Source organism: Paraburkholderia sp. SIMBA_030 (assembly GCF_046535245.1).
Lineage (GTDB): Bacteria > Pseudomonadota > Gammaproteobacteria > Burkholderiales > Burkholderiaceae > Paraburkholderia.
On record NZ_JAWRXB010000759.1, the window covers coordinates 1 to 264 of the forward strand.

Annotated in this window: 1 protein-coding gene; it reads left to right on the forward strand. The window is 53.4% G+C overall.

Features of this window, described 5'->3' with window-relative positions; all coding sequences use genetic code 11:
* On the forward strand, nucleotides 1-264 hold a 264-nt coding region (locus SB772_RS42010; RefSeq protein WP_410838774.1), incomplete at both ends, for a hypothetical protein.

Genomic DNA, 264 nt, shown 5'->3' on the forward strand with positions numbered 1-264 from the left:
GGCGCGATCTCACCTTGTCTGACGTTCGTTATGAGCAGCCAGGCGTGGCGGTAAAAGCAGGCAATCTGCATCTGGCGGTCGGGCTTGAGTGCCTGTGGAACAGCAGTGTTTGTATTAATGATCTGGCGCTGAAAAACATCCAGGTCAATATCGACAGCAAAAAAATGCCCCCTTCTGAACAGGTTGAAGAAGAGGAAGATAGCGGTCCGCTGGATCTCTCCACGCCGTATCCCATCACCCTAACACGGGTGGCACTGGACAACG